This is a genomic window from Streptomyces sp. NPDC127100, from assembly GCF_042724095.1.
Lineage (GTDB): Bacteria > Actinomycetota > Actinomycetes > Streptomycetales > Streptomycetaceae > Streptomyces.
In genome coordinates this window covers 21,859-35,431 of the sequence record NZ_JBHXFL010000036.1, presented here as the reverse complement: position 1 = coordinate 35,431, position 13,573 = coordinate 21,859, and the positions used below count along the sequence as shown (strand labels likewise).

Below are 13,573 nucleotides of genomic sequence, written 5' to 3'. Positions count from 1 at the left end.
TTTCCAACCCGGGGCCTTTTTGTCCCCAACCACTCAACCCCCCAACACCCCCTTTTTTTAACCCAAACCCCCCACCCCCTCAGCCCGGTCCCCCCCCGCCCCCCGCCCGGGGGGCCGCCGCGTCAGGGGGATTTACGGAGATCTGGGGGGATCTTTCTTGCTGACGTCCGTCTTGGTAGCCGCCGTCTCGCTCGCGCTCTTCTGGATGGCGGCCTTCACCCTGTGGTGGCAGATGCACGCCTGGCGCACGCCCGAGGTGCTCGCGTCCACCCGCTTCAGCAGACCCGACGGCGACGAGCACGTGTCGTTCTCGCTGCTGCTGCCCGCACGGCACGAACAGGCCGTGCTCGACCACACCGTCCAGCGGCTGCTGACCTCGACGCACGCCGACTTCGAGATCATTGTGATCGTCGGCCACGACGACCCGGAGACCACCGCGGTCGCCGAGCGGGCCGCCGCCCGCGACCCGCGCGTCCGCGTCGTCGTGGACACCCACGAGAAGAAGAACAAGCCGAAGGCCATGAACACGGCGCTGCCGCACTGCCGCGGCGACGTCGTCGGGGTCTTCGACGCCGAGGACCAGGTCCATCCGGAGCTGCTCGCCCACGTCGACCACGCCTTCCGCACCACCGGCGCCGACGTCGTCCAGGGCGGCGTCCAGCTGATCAACTTCCACTCCAGCTGGTACAGCCTGCGCAACTGCCTGGAGTACTTCTTCTGGTTCCGCTCCCGGCTGCACCTGCACGCGCAGAAGGGCTTCATCCCGCTCGGCGGCAACACCGTCTTCGTGCGCACGGACGTGCTGCGCGGGGCGGGCGGCTGGGACCCGGAGTGCCTGGCCGAGGACTGCGACCTCGGCGTCCGGCTCTCCAGCACCGGCAAGAAGGTCGTCGTCGCCTACGACTCCGACATGGTCACCCGCGAGGAGACCCCGGGCACGCTGATGTCGCTGCTCAAGCAGCGCACCCGCTGGAACCAGGGGTTCCTCCAGGTGTACCGGAAGAAGGACTGGAAGCAGCTGCCCACCTTCACCCAGCGGCTGCTGGCCCGCTACACCCTGATGACGCCGTTCCTCCAGGCCTTCACGGGTGTGATCATCCCGCTGAACGTGGCCGTCGCGCTCTTCCTGGACGTGCCCGTCGGCATCGCCTTCATCACCTTCCTGCCGGCCGTGACGGCCCTGGTCACGTTCGTCTTCGAGGTCGTCGGCCTGCACGACTTCGGCAAGCAGTACGGGCTCCGCGTCCGCCTCGGCCACTACCTGAAGCTGATCGCCGGCGGCCCCTTCTACCAGGTCCTCCTCGCCGGGGCCGCCGTACGCGCCGTGTGGCGCGAGCAACGCGGCCGCAACGACTGGGAGCTGACCAGCCATGTCGGAGCCCACCTCGCGCCCGTGGACCGAGAGGACGTCCCCGCGTGACCTCCATCCTTCCCGCGGCGGCCGGCACCTCGGTCCCCGCGCAACGCCGGCCTGCCCACGACACCGGCACGGCCCCGCACCGCGCGGCTCCGCCGGGCCGCCTGCGCTCCTCCCGGCCCGACCTGCTGCTGTGCGGCACGCTGCTCCTGGCGATCATGGTCGTGCAGGGCTGGAACATCTCGGACTACCCGGCCCTCAGCGACGACGAGGGCACCTACCTCGCCCAGGCCTGGTCCGTCCAGCAGGGCGAGGGCCTCGCCCACTACACCTACTGGTACGACCACCCGCCGCTCGGCTGGATCCAGCTGGCCGTGCTGACCTGGATCCCCGCGCTGATCAGCCCCGAGTCGATGACCGTCGGCACCATGCGCGCGGTGATGCTGCTGGTCGCGGCCGTCTCCGCGGTCCTCGTCTACCTCATCGCCCGCCGGCTCTCCCTGCCCCGCTGGGCCGCCGGACTCGCCATGGCCCTGTTCGGGCTCTCGCCGCTGTCGGTCGTGCTCCAGCGGGAGATCTTCCTCGACAACCTCGCGGTGATGTGGACCCTGCTGGCGTTCGCGCTGGCCGCCTCCCCGAGCCGCCACCTGTGGCACCACTTCGGCGCCGGCGTCGCCGCCGCCACCGCGGTGCTCACCAAGGAGACGATGCTCGTCGTCCTGCCCGCCCTGCTGGTCACCATGTGGCGCCACAGCCACCGGGACACCCGCAAGTTCGCCCTGACCGGCGGGATCACGGCCTGTGCGCTCATCGGGTTCGCCTACCCCCTGTTCGCCCTGCTGAAGGGCGAGCTGCTGCCGGGCGGCGGCCACGTCTCCCTGTGGGACGGCGTCGTCTACCAGATGACCCGGCCCGGTTCGGGCTTCATCCTCGACCAGGGCTCCGGCTCCTGGGGCGTCCTGCAGTCCTGGCTGTACTACGACCGCGTGCTGCCCCTCGGCGGCCTCGCCGGGGCACTGCTCCTGCTGGCCACCTGGCGCTGGTCGGTCACCGCGCGGGCCCTGGCCGGACCGGCCCTGACGGTGGCGATCCTCGCCGCCCTCGCCCTGCGCCCGAACGGCTACCTGCCCGCCATGTACGTCATCCAGGCCCTGCCCTTCCTGGCCCTGGTCCTGGCCGGCGGCGCGGCGAGCACCGCCCACGCCGTGCTGCGCAGAGGGCGGGCCGAGGCCGAGAGCCGGGCCCTGAGCGGCGGCCGGTACGCGCTCGCCGCCGTCCTGGTCCTCGCCGCCGGCGCCTACGTCGTGCCGCGCTGGTACGACGGCGACCGCACCGCCGTCACCGCCGACGCCAACGCCCCCTACGAGGCCGCCGCCGACTGGCTGGCCGACGAGGTGGCGGACCCCGCCGGCACCCGGGTGCTCGTCGACGACGCGCTGTGGCTGGACCTGGTGCACGCGGGGTACCGGCCCGGGCTCGGGGTCATCTGGTTCTACAAGGCCGACCTCGACCCGGCGGTGACGAAGACGATGCCGGGCGGCTGGCGCGACATCGACTACGTGGTCGCCTCCCCGACGGTACGGCGCGACGCGGCCGACCTGCCCAATGTCCTGGCCGCCATGAACCACTCCACCCCGGTCGCCGTCTTCGGCACCGGTGCGGACCGCATCGAGATCCGCCGTATCCAGCCCTCCGGAGCCGCCCGATGAGCCACGAGTCCACCGTCCCCGGCGAGCTCGGCCGTCCGGCCGTGCGCCCCGCGGCCACGGAGGTGCCCGAGCCGGGCGCCGTCACCATCGTCGTACCGACCTTCAACGAGTCCGGCAACGTGCGGCAGTTGCTGCGGCGGATCACCGAGTCCGTGCCGGCCCGGCTGCCCTGCGAGGTCGTCTTCGTGGACGACTCCACCGACGACACCCCGGACGTCGTCCGGGAGGCGGCCCTGGACTGCCCGTTCCCGGTCACCGTCCTGCACCGGGACGAACCGGCCGGCGGGCTCGGCGGCGCGGTCGTCGAGGGCCTGAAGGCGGCCGCGTCGGACTGGATCGTCGTCATGGACGGCGACTGCCAGCATCCGCCGTCCCTGGTCCCCGAACTGGTCGCCACCGGCGAACGGGCGGGCGCCGGGCTCGTCGTCGCCTCCCGGTACGTCGAGGGCGGCAGCCGCGCCGGACTCGCGGGCGGCTACCGGGTGGCCGTCTCGCGCGCGGCGACCTGGCTGACCAAGGCCCTCTTCCCGCGCCGGCTGCGCGGCATCAGCGACCCGATGAGCGGCTTCTTCGCCATCCGCCGCAGCGAGGTCACCGCGGACGTGCTCAAGCCGCTCGGCTACAAGATCCTCCTCGAACTCGCCGTCCGCGGCCGCCCGCACGCCGTCACCGAGGTGCCGTTCGTGTTCGAGGAGCGGTTCGCGGGCGAGTCCAAGTCCACCGCGCGGGAGGGGATGCGCTTCCTGCGCCACCTGGCCGGGCTGCGCACCGCATCGGCACCGGCCCGCATGATCGCCTTCGGGCTGATCGGGCTGAGCGGCTTCGTGCCCAACCTGGCCGCCCTGTGGGCGCTGACCGCGGCGGGGCTGCACTACCTGCCCGCCGAGATCCTCGCCAACCAGTTCGGGGTGGCCTGGAACCTCCTCCTCCTGGACCGGCTGCTCTTCCGCGACCGGCGCCGGCACCGGCACTGGGCCGACCGGACGGTGCGGTTCGCGCTGATCGCCAACGCCGACCTGGTGCTGCGCATCCCGCTGATCGCCCTGCTCGTCGGGCAGGCCGGGCTGGCCGTGCTGCCCGCCACCGCGCTGGCCCTGGTCATCACCTTCGTCCTGCGCTTCGCCGGGACCGAGGCGCTCGTGTACCTCCCGCGCCCGCGCCGCGGGAGCGCGCCGGAGCGGAAGGCCGGCCGTACCGCCCGCACAGCAAGGAGCGACGCATGAGAAGACCCCGGAGGAGAACCTCCGCCCTCCTGGCGGTGTCCGCCCTCACCGGTGGCCTGCTGCTCACCTCCCCCCAGCCCGCCTCGGCCGCCAACCTGATCCGGAACCCCGGCTTCGAGACCGCCGGCACCGGCGACATGCCGTACTGCTGGGAGAAGTCCGGGTGGGGCGACAACGACTTCGCCTTCACCACCACCGCCGACGCGCACACCGGCGCGAAGGCCATGAAGGTCGAGCTGACCCGCCGGGTGGACGGCGACCGCAAGGCGCTGATCACCGAGTCCGCCGAGTGCGCGCCCGTGGTGACGGCGGGCCGGCAGTACGACCTGTCCCTCTGGTACAAGACCACCACCCCGGACGCCGCGCTCACCCTCTTCCGGCACGACGCCACCGCGGGCTGGCAGTACTGGACCGACCTCAAGACCCTGGGCATGGCCGCCGACTGGACCGAGGCGGGCGTCCGCACGCCCGAGGTCCCGGCCGGCACCGACCGCATCAGCTGGGGCGTGTCCGTCTACGGCACCGGCTCCGCGACCACCGACGACTACACGATGGAGCAGGTCGCCGTCCCGGTCCCGGACCCGGAGTGCACCGGCACCGCGAAGGAGTGCGCCGACGGCCGCTGGGACGTGCTGCCCACCGGGAACCCGGTCCGCTCGATGCACTCCGTCGTCCTGCACAACGGCAAGGTGCTGCTGATCGCCGGCTCCGGCAACGACCCGGAGATGTTCGAGGCCGGCACCTTCACCTCGGCCGTGTACGACCCGGCGACCGGCGAGTACCGGACGATCCCGACGCCCAAGGACATGTTCTGCGCCGGGCACGTCCAGCTCCAGGACGGCCGCGTCCTCGTCATGAGCGGCAACGCCGGCTACCCCTCGGCGGACGGCACGGTCGGCTACCAGGGCTTCAGGGACTCGTACGTCTTCGACCCGGAGACCGAGACGTACACCAGGACCAACGACATGAACGACGGCCACTGGTACCCGTCGGCGACGGTCCTCGGCAACGGCGACGTCATCTCCTTCGGCGGGCTGCGCGAGGACTCCACCGGGTCCGTCACGACCGAGCGGTGGTCGGACGCGCAGCAGAAGTGGCTGCCCACCTGGCAGGTCAACCAGACCTGGTCGTACTGGGGTCTGTACCCGTCGATGATCCTCATGCAGGACGGGCGGCTCTTCTACTCCGGCAGCCACGTCTTCGGCGACAACATCCCCGGCACCGGTTCGGCGATCTACGACTACGACGCCAACACCGTCACCCAGGTGCCGGGCCTCCAGTCCAAGGACGTGCGCGACCAGTCGGCCAGCGTGCTGCTGCCGCCGGCGCAGGACCAGCGGGTGCTGACCATCGGCGGCGGCAACATCGACTCCAACCCGGACGCGAACCGCCTGACCGACATCATCGACCTCAAGCAGCCGAACCCCGCCTACGTCGCCGGGCCCCCGCTGCCGCAGGGCACGGTCGACCTCGGGGCCGGGCCGGTGCCGCAGACCGGGAACCAGGGCAAGATGTACGTCTCCGCCGTGCTGCTGCCCGACGGCAAGGTGCTCGAGACCGGCGGCGCGCTGCACAACCGGGCGAACCCGGTCTTCGAGTCCTCGATCTTCGACCCGGCCACGGAGACCTTCGATCCGGTGGCCGCCGACCCGGAGGCCCGCGGCTACCACTCGTCGTCGTTCCTGCTGCCCGACGGCCGGGTGATGTCCACCGGCGACAACCCGGGCAACGGCTCCTGGAACCACGACGTGTCGGTCTACACGCCCCCGTACCTGTTCAAGGGCGAGCGGCCCGTGATCACCTCGGTGATCGACACCGAGTGGACCTACGGCGACACCCAGCGGATCACCGTCGACCGGCCCGTCGCCAAGGCCGAGCTGATCCGCCCGGCCGCCGTCACCCACTCCTCCGACCCGAACCAGCGGTTCGTGGACCTGCCGCTGTCCGTGGACGGGAACAACATCGACCTGAACGTGACGAGCAATCCCGATCTCGCCCCTCCCGGCTGGTACATGCTCTTCGCGGTCGACGCGAACGGCGTGCCCTCGGTGGCGAAGTGGGTGCACCTCCGGGGTCCGGCGGCCCTCGCCGCGAAGGACGCCTCGGCGCACGTGCACTCCTTCGCCGACGCCCCCCGGGGCAAGGTCACGGGCCCCGGCGGGAAGCGCGCCTCCCAGCCGGTCGCCCCCACCGTCTCCGGCTGCGACCGGCACTACGGCTCCGCCAACGTCTGCGTGCCGACCGTCTTCCCGGCCGAGGTGAAGAGGACGACGGCAGCCCGCTGCACCTGGCTGGCGCGCAACGACTACGGCCGCCTGGAGCTCAACGGCGCGGACGACCCGTTGCGCCTGGACCCCGACCGCGACGGCGTGGCCTGTGGGAAGGGGAACGTGCGGCAGCGGCGCTAGCGGTCCTGCCCGGACTCGGCGAGGGCGCGCTCCACGATGGCCACGAGCTGTTCGTGGTGCGCGCCCTTCCAGTACGCCCTCCCGCACGCCGTGCACTGCGCGAACACGTCGTACGACCGCTCCGTGCCGCCCTTGAGCTGGTCCGCCACCTCGTCCTTGGTGGCCCGGCGCAGCAGCCCGTTGCACGCGGTGCACCGGGTCCAGGGCCGCAGCTCGGGCCGGAAGCGGTCCAGGACGTCCCTCAGCTGCTCCTCGGGGCGGGTGCTGTAGACGTAGGCGCCGGCCCACAGCTCGCGGCGGCGCAGCAGGCCCCGGTCGCGGCTGAGCATGACCCGTCTCTCGGACGCCGACAGCGCGGCGAGCGCCGGGTCGCCGAGGTCCGTCGACTCGTACGCCGTGTCCACGCCGAGCAGGCGCAGGCGGCGGGCGAGGGTGCCGAGGTGCACGTCGAGGAGGAAGCGCAGGGGAGCGCCCGGGACCCGCTGGGGGTGCGCGACGGCGCGCACGGTCACCGACTCGCCGCCGGCGGGGACGTGCCCGGGCGGCACCTCGCGGCCGTCCACGAGGAGCGCGCCGACCTCGGTCAGCGGGACGCCGAGGGACTCGACGACGTGGCCGAGGGAGGAGACGCCGTCGGTGACGGCGCGGGCGGTGCCGGTGGGGCGGGCCCGGGGGACGAACAGGCGCAGCGCGGGGGCGAATTCGACGTGGATCTCGGGACCGTTCACCTGGTCAGGATGCCACGCGGGAGCCCCGCGGCCGCGGGCTTTTCCGGGCCCGCGGCCCGCCGGTGAGGGGCTACGCCTGCTGGTACGCCACCAGCGAGATGCCCACGTAGTGCGCGATGAAGGCCGCCAGGGTGAAGGCGTGGAAGACCTCGTGGAAACCGAACCAGCGCGGTGAAGGGTTGGGGCGCTTGAGGCCGTAGATCACGCCGCCCGCGCTGTAGAGCAGGCCGCCCGCGATCACCAGGACCAGTACGGCGATGCCGCCGGCCCGCATGAACTCCGGGAGGTAGAAGACGGCCGCCCAGCCCATGGCGAGGTAGCAGGGGGTGTAGAGCCAGCGCGGGGCACCGACCCAGAACACCCGGAAGACTATGCCGGCCGCCGCGGCGGCCCAGATGCCCCACAGCAGCCACTGCCCCTGGGCGCCCGGCAGCAGGAGCATCGTGAGCGGGGTGTAGGTGCCCGCGATGATCAGGAAGATGTTGGCGTGGTCGAGCCGTCGCAGCACGCCGTCCATGCGGGGGCTCCAGTTGCCCCGGTGGTACAGCGCGCTGACACCGAACAGCAGGCAGGCCGTGACGGCGTAGATCCCGCAGGCGATGCGCCCTCTGGACGTGTCGGCGAGAGCGGTGAGTGTCAGACCCGCGACGAGGACGGCCGGGAACATTCCGAGGTGCAGCCAGCCGCGCAGCTTGGGCTTGACCGGATGCGGCAGGGAGAGCGCCACGGGACCGCGGCCGGCGGCCTGCGTGTCCCTGGGCGCGTCGGAGGCGGACGCAGTCATGAGACGCATCGTACCTACGGCACCGTAAGTTACGCATCAGTAACACGCCTGAGGCGGACGGCGCGTGACCATCCTCTCACGGGCGTCCGTCCCGGCGAAGTAAAAGGAGTTCCAGGCGAACTCCAGGCGCACGCAAAGAATCCCGGAGACAACCACTGGTACGTGGCGATCCTCACCCCGCTCAGGTGTGAGGCCCTCTGGACATATGGGCACTCTCGTCGGATGATCAAATGAGTGCGGTCGGCACCGGATGAGCAGCGTGAGCTCCTCGCGTGACGCATCCGGGTCGCAGCCCCCACGGGGCCTCCAACACAAAAACCCTCATTTAGGAGCAATCGTGGCGCGCGACATCGCGGCTCCCCCCGTCGTCCCCACCCAGCACCAGGAGCTGATCTCGTGGGTGAACGAGATCGCCGAACTGACGCAGCCGGACAACGTGGTCTGGTGTGACGGATCCGAGGCCGAGTACGAGCGACTGTGCGAGGAGCTCGTGGCCAAGGGCACCTTCCGCAAGCTCGACCCGATCAAGCGCCCCAACTCCTACTACGCGGCCTCCGACCCGTCCGACGTCGCCCGCGTCGAGGACCGGACCTTCATCTGCTCCGCCAAGGAGGAGGACGCCGGCCCGACCAACCACTGGAAGGACCCCGCCGAGATGCGGGAGATCTTCCGGGGCACCGGCGGCGAGGGGGGCCTGTTCCGCGGTTCCATGCGCGGCCGGACCATGTACGTCGTGCCCTTCTGCATGGGCCCGCTCGGCTCGCCGCTGTCCGCGCTCGGCGTGGAGATCACCGACTCCGCCTACGTCGCCGTCTCCATGCGGACCATGACCCGCATGGGACAGCCGGTCCTGGACGAGCTCGGTGACGACGGCTTCTTCGTCAAGGCCGTGCACACCCTCGGCGCCCCGCTGGCCGAGGGCCAGGAGGACGTCCCCTGGCCGTGCAACAGCACCAAGTACATCTCGCACTTCCCCGAGGACCGCGAGATCTGGTCCTACGGCTCCGGCTACGGCGGCAACGCCCTGCTGGGCAAGAAGTGCTACGCCCTGCGCATCGCCTCCGTCATGGCCCGCGACGAGGGCTGGCTCGCCGAGCACATGCTCGTGCTGAAGCTGACCCCGCCCACCGGCGAGCCCAAGTACGTCGCCGCCGCCTTCCCGTCGGCCTGCGGCAAGACCAACCTCGCCATGCTCGAGCCCACGATCTCCGGCTGGACCGTGGAGACCATCGGCGACGACATCGCCTGGATGCGCTTCGGCGAGGACGGCCGCCTGTACGCCATCAACCCCGAGGCCGGCTTCTTCGGCGTCGCGCCCGGCACCGGTGAGCACACCAACGCCAACGCGATGAAGACCCTGTGGGGCAACTCCGTCTTCACCAACGTCGCCCTCACCGACGACGGCGACGTGTGGTGGGAGGGCATGACCGAGGAGACGCCCGCCCACCTGACGGACTGGAAGGGCAACGACTGGACGCCCGAGTCGGGCACCCCGGCCGCGCACCCCAACGCCCGCTTCACCACCCCCGCCGCACAGTGCCCGATCATCGCGCCGGAGTGGGAGGACCCGAAGGGCGTGCCGATCTCGGCGATCCTCTTCGGCGGGCGCCGCGCCACCGCGGTCCCGCTGGTGACGGAGTCCTTCGACTGGAACCACGGCGTCTTCCTCGGCGCCAACGTGGCCTCCGAGAAGACCGCCGCCGCCGAGGGCAAGGTCGGCGAGCTGCGCCGCGACCCGTTCGCCATGCTGCCCTTCTGCGGCTACAACATGGGCGACTACATGGGGCACTGGATCAATGTGGCCAAGGACAAGGACCAGTCCAAGCTGCCCAAGATCTACTACGTCAACTGGTTCCGCAAGGACGACGACGGCCGGTTCGTCTGGCCCGGCTTCGGCGAGAACGGCCGCGTCCTGAAGTGGATCGTGGAGCGCCTCGAGGGCAGGGCGGACGGCGTGGAGACCCCGATCGGCGTCCTGCCGACCAGGGAGTCCCTCGACACCGACGGCCTCGACCTGCCCGACGCCGACCTCGACTTCCTGCTCGGCGTCGACAAGGAGGTGTGGCGCGAGGAGGCGGCGCTCGTCCCCGAGCACCTGAACACCTTCGGCGACCACACGCCCACCGAGCTGTGGGACCAGTACCGGGCGCTGGTGCAGCGCCTGGGCTGATCCCCCCTGGTTCCGCGGCCGGTCCGGCTAGCCCTGACCCGCGAAGTCGTCACGAAGGCCGGCCGCGAGGGTCCTCTTCACGCTCCAGTAGCTCGATGTCCCGGAGTACGAGGAGGCCCCGCTCGGGCCGGGTCCCCGCACAACGGCGTGCGACGGACCCGGCCCTTCGACATGTCCACGCCGCCGAGGGGGTGCGCCCCGAAGGGGCGCGGGGAACCGCGCGGGCAACCACACACGACCGGAAGTCGCCGAAGCGGCGGACGGCCCCGCGGCGCCGTCGCGAAACGGCCCGGGCCACGCGGTGAAGGGCGCCCGGTCCGCGCGTCGCTGCGGGTGCGCGCGGACCGGGGCCGTCGGGGAGAGCCCGGTGAGGGCTCAGCGGGATGCCAGCTCGCGCGGCTCCAGGGCCGCGGAGTGGGCGTCCATGCGCTCGGCGGTCAGGATCGCGACCGCCGTGTCGGCACGGGACGCGGCCACCACCAGGGCGCGGCTCGCCAGGGTGTGCGCGCGCCGGTGCAGTGCCGCCGGGTGCGCCGCGGACGGCACGGCCGTCAGCGGCACGCGGGCCGGTACGTGACCTCCCCGCAACCGGGCGACCTGCCCGGCGAGCCGGTCGGCCGCGGTGTCCAGGTCCTGGGAGGGCGCCAGCGCGCGCAGCTCGTCCGTGGCGGCGAGCAGGGCGGAGAGGTGACCCGCGAGCTGGATGTCCAGCTCGTCCTCACGGGACCGGTGGGGGAAGTCCGAGATGCCGTCGGCCACCGTGCTGTGGACCGACTTGCTGCGGATCGGTTCGTACATGGGACGGCCTCCTGAACGCTTACAGGATGCCATCCTACATTGGATTCATTCTAAAGTTGAGCCGATCGCAACATCGGACCCCGTGCATACGGAGGGTGAGGGTCAGGGCTGGCCGTAGCCGTCCAGGAAGTTACCGATCCGGCCCACCGCCTCGCGCAGGTCGCCGGCCGTCGGCAGGGTCACCACGCGGAAGTGGTCCGGCTCGGGCCAGTTGAAGCCGGTGCCCTGGACGACCATGATCTTCTCCTGGCGCAGCAGGTCCAGGACCATCCGCCGGTCGTCCTTGATCTTGAAGACCTTGGGGTCGAGGCGGGGGAAGAGGTACAGCGCCCCCTTGGGCTTCACGCAGGTCACGCCCGGGATGCTGGTCAGCGCCTCGTGTGCGGCGTCCCGCTGCTCGCGCAGCCGCCCGCCCGGCAGCACCAGGTCCTTGATGGTCTGCCGCCCGCTGAGCGCCGCGACCACGCCGTGCTGGCCCGGCATGTTGGCGCACAGCCGCATGTTCGCCAGGACCGTCAGGCCCTCGATGTAGGACTCGGCGTGCGCCCGCGGGCCCGAGACCGACATCCAGCCGACCCGGTAGCCGGCCACCCGGTACGCCTTGGACATGCCGTTGAAGGTGAGGGTGAGCAGGTCGGGGGCGACCGCGGCCGTCGGGACGTGCACCGCGTCGTCGTAGAGGATCTTGTCGTAGATCTCGTCCGAGCAGACCAGCAGGTTGTGCCGGCGCGCGATGTCGGTGAGCCCGCGCAGCACCTCCCGGTCGTACACGGCGCCCGTCGGGTTGTTCGGGTTGATGATGACGATCGCCTTGGTGCGGTCGGTGACCTTGCGCTCCACGTCCGCGAGGTCCGGCATCCAGTCGGACTGCTCGTCGCACCGGTAGTGCACCGCCGTACCGCCGGACAGGGACACGGCGGCCGTCCACAGGGGGTAGTCCGGCGCCGGGACGAGGACCTCGTCGCCGTCGTCCAGCAGGCCCTGCATGGCCATCACGATCAGCTCGGAGACGCCGTTGCCGATGAAGACGTGCTCGACGTCCGTCTCGATGCCGAGGGTCTGGTTGTGCATGACGACCGCCCGGCGCGCGGCCAGCAGGCCCTTCGCGTCGCCGTAGCCGTGTGCCGTCGAGACGTTGCGGAGGATGTCCTCCAGGATCTCCGGCGGGCATTCGAACCCGAAGGCCGCCGGGTTGCCCGTGTTCAGCTTCAGGATGCGGTGGCCGGCCGCCTCCAGCCGCATCGCCTCCTCGAGCACCGGGCCCCGGATCTCGTAACAGACGTTGGCGAGCTTGGTCGACTGGATCACCTGCATGTCCGTGAGCTTACGACCCGGTTACGACCCTTGGGCCGTGTTTTCCACCACGTGAGACGTGCCGGTTCCGGCCGCCGCCGTCCCCTGCGGCCGTGCCCGGGGGACCGGATCGCGCCAACGACCGGCCGGATAGCGCTCCTTGTCCCCGCCCCTCTCGGCGCTAACAATGCGCATGACAATTCAGGTGCCGTCCGGAAGATCTCCGCCCGGCACCCTCCGAAGAGGGGACCCCACATGTACAAGCCTCTCCTTGCCGCGTTCGCCACCCTGGCCGTCACCGGGGTGGGCGTGGCACCGGCGGTCGCGTCACCCGCGTCACCCGCGGCTCCCGCCGTCCGCGCCGTCACCTTCGCCGGCGCCGTCTCGCTCAGCAACTGCTCCGGCTCCGTCGTCCGCCTGCCCGCCTCCGAGGACGACGACCCGGCGCTGGTCATGTCCAACGGCCACTGCCTGGAGACCGGCTTCCCGGCGGCCGGCGAGGTCGTCGTGAACCAGCCCTCCAGCCGGTCCTTCGGGCTGCTCAACGCCTCCGGCACCCGCGTCGGCACCCTGCGCGCCAGCAAGATCGCCTACGCGACGATGACCGACACCGACGTCTCGCTGTACCAGCTCACCAGCACGTACGCCCAGATCCGCAGCAGCTACGGGATCAGCCCGCTCACGCTCAACAACACCCGCCCCACGGCCGGCAGCGCGATCACCGTGGTCTCCGGCTACTGGAAGCGGACCTACGCCTGCAACATCGACGGGTTCGCCTACCGCCTCAAGGAGGGGGAGTGGACCTGGAAGGACTCGGTCCGCTACACCTCCGCCTGCCAGACCATCGGCGGCACCTCCGGCTCGCCCGTCGTGGACAACGCCACGGGCAAGGTCGTGGCCGTCAACAACACGGGCAACGAGGACGGCGGGCGCTGCACCGACAACAACCCCTGCGAGGTCTCCGAGAACGGCACGGTGACGGTCCGCAAGGGCATCAACTACGCCCAGCAGACCTACCAGATCCCCGCCTGCTTCGGCGCCGACAACAAGCTCGACCTCGCCCGCAGCGGCTGCGTGCTGCCCAAGCCGTAGCCGTCGGCGGT

General features: G+C 71.3%; 10 protein-coding genes. 6 read left to right on the top strand and 4 right to left on the bottom strand.

Translation table 11 applies throughout. From position 1 onward, the window contains the following. Nucleotides 1-157: 157 nt before the first annotated feature. The 4 genes from ACFWJB_RS26765 to ACFWJB_RS26750 are packed head-to-tail and all read left to right on the top strand — an operon-like array spanning nt 158 to nt 6,697. Nucleotides 158-1,420, top strand: coding sequence for a glycosyltransferase (locus ACFWJB_RS26765; protein ID WP_386925333.1), 1,263 nt, complete (start codon nt 158-160; stop codon nt 1,418-1,420). After that, nucleotides 1,417-3,066, top strand: a complete 1,650-nt coding sequence (locus ACFWJB_RS26760; protein WP_385466396.1) for an ArnT family glycosyltransferase — start codon at nt 1,417-1,419, stop codon at nt 3,064-3,066. Before ACFWJB_RS26765 ends, ACFWJB_RS26760 begins: the two co-directional genes overlap by 4 nt. After that, nucleotides 3,063-4,289, top strand: a complete 1,227-nt coding sequence (locus ACFWJB_RS26755; protein ID WP_386925331.1) for a polyprenol monophosphomannose synthase — start codon at nt 3,063-3,065, stop codon at nt 4,287-4,289. Before ACFWJB_RS26760 ends, ACFWJB_RS26755 begins: the two co-directional genes overlap by 4 nt. Next, nucleotides 4,286-6,697 (top strand): galactose oxidase-like domain-containing protein, encoded by a 2,412-nt coding sequence (locus ACFWJB_RS26750; protein WP_386925329.1) that lies wholly within the window; start codon nt 4,286-4,288, stop codon nt 6,695-6,697. The genes ACFWJB_RS26755 and ACFWJB_RS26750 overlap by 4 nt, the downstream gene beginning before the upstream one ends. Here the strand turns inward: ACFWJB_RS26750 and ACFWJB_RS26745 are convergent. Then, the gene (locus ACFWJB_RS26745) at nt 6,694-7,425 is read right to left on the bottom strand and encodes a Mut7-C RNAse domain-containing protein (RefSeq protein WP_386925327.1); all 732 of its coding nucleotides are present in this window, start codon (nt 7,423-7,425) and stop codon (nt 6,694-6,696) included. The genes ACFWJB_RS26750 and ACFWJB_RS26745 overlap by 4 nt on opposite strands. Nucleotides 7,426-7,495: 70 nt before the next feature. Then, entirely contained in the window at nt 7,496-8,209 is a 714-nt protein-coding gene (locus ACFWJB_RS26740; RefSeq protein WP_385466408.1) for a hemolysin III family protein, read from the bottom strand. Nucleotides 8,210-8,546: 337 nt separating this feature from the next. Here ACFWJB_RS26740 and ACFWJB_RS26735 point away from each other — a divergent pair, with 337 nt between their 5' ends. Beyond that, nucleotides 8,547-10,379: a phosphoenolpyruvate carboxykinase (GTP) gene (locus ACFWJB_RS26735; RefSeq protein WP_386925325.1), complete on the top strand. Its 1,833-nt coding sequence runs from the start codon at nt 8,547-8,549 to the stop codon at nt 10,377-10,379. 375 nt (nt 10,380-10,754) lie between these two features. On the opposite strand, the gene ACFWJB_RS26730 is transcribed toward ACFWJB_RS26735, so the two are convergent. Both ACFWJB_RS26730 and ACFWJB_RS26725 read right to left on the bottom strand, forming a co-directional pair. Further along, a complete protein-coding gene (locus tag ACFWJB_RS26730; protein WP_386925323.1) occupies nt 10,755-11,177 on the bottom strand; it encodes a hypothetical protein in 423 nt (140 codons plus the stop codon). A 102-nt stretch (nt 11,178-11,279) separates the two neighbouring features. Further along, nucleotides 11,280-12,491 carry a pyridoxal phosphate-dependent aminotransferase gene (locus ACFWJB_RS26725; RefSeq protein ID WP_385466417.1) on the bottom strand — a complete coding sequence of 404 codons (1,212 nt, stop codon included), beginning with the start codon at nt 12,489-12,491 and terminating at the stop codon, nt 11,280-11,282. 234 nt (nt 12,492-12,725) lie between these two features. Between ACFWJB_RS26725 and ACFWJB_RS26720 the strand changes: the two genes are divergently transcribed. Then, on the top strand, nt 12,726-13,562 hold the full coding sequence (locus ACFWJB_RS26720; protein WP_385466420.1) for a serine protease: 837 nt from the start codon (nt 12,726-12,728) through the stop codon (nt 13,560-13,562). The last annotated feature ends 11 nt before the right edge of the window (nt 13,563-13,573 follow it).